Origin of the sequence: Massilia sp. TSP1-1-2 (assembly GCF_049896185.1) — a bacterium.
Taxonomy (GTDB): Bacteria; Pseudomonadota; Gammaproteobacteria; order Burkholderiales; family Burkholderiaceae_D; genus Telluria_A.
The window spans coordinates 1-695 of the sequence record NZ_JAFCTU010000176.1 but is presented as its reverse complement, the minus strand read 5'-3'; the positions used below and the strand labels follow the sequence as shown (position 1 = coordinate 695).

The following is a 695-nucleotide window of genomic DNA, read 5'->3' as shown; positions in this document are numbered from 1 at the left end:
CGCGCATCTCGTCGCGCCTGACGGCGTCCATCGCCTCGTTAGCCAGGGCGATCACATGGAACCGGTCGAAGCTGATCTGGGCCTGGGGCAGCATCTCAGTGACGCCCTTGGTATAGGCGGCGCTCATGTCCATGCAGACGTGTTTGATGTCGTCAGGATCGCCGCCGTGCGCGATCAAGTCGGCCTTGAAGTCGATGACGGTACCGTGCTTGCGGCCCTCGGTCATGAACAGCAGGCGTTTCCCTTCCAGATCATGGACCAGTGTCACATAGTCCTGGCCCCGCCTGAAACTCAAGTCGTCGATGCCGACCACGGCGACGCCGTTCATGTCCTCCTGGGCGCGTGCCACGCCGACGTAGTGTTCGATCCGGCGCCACAACTGCTTCGCGTTGACACGCAACAGGCCGGCGGCGTGCGCGACCGGCATGGATTGACACAGCGTCAAGGCGAGCGCCTCGAACAGCAGCGTAAAGCCGCTGCCCGGCCGCGCCCACGGGGCCTCCACAGTCGTCGTCTTGCCGCAAGCGCCGCAATCGACGCGCGGCACGTCTGCGTGCAGCCACGCCTCGTCGGGTAGCCGGACGCGGTTACCCGCGCCCAGCCCCCTAAGACCCGTGCGGGCGCCTTTCGACGCACACGGCTCAAGCCACTCGAAGGCATCGTTCGATACCCGGCTACACCACTTCATTTTCGGC

1 pseudogene is annotated in these 695 nt (G+C 65.2%); it reads right to left on the bottom strand.

Going from position 1 to position 695, the window contains the following annotated elements:
• Positions 1-568, bottom strand: a pseudogene (locus ACP7BV_RS27565) (ISL3 family transposase); the annotation flags it as partial.
• Positions 569-695: the final 127 nt, after the last annotated feature.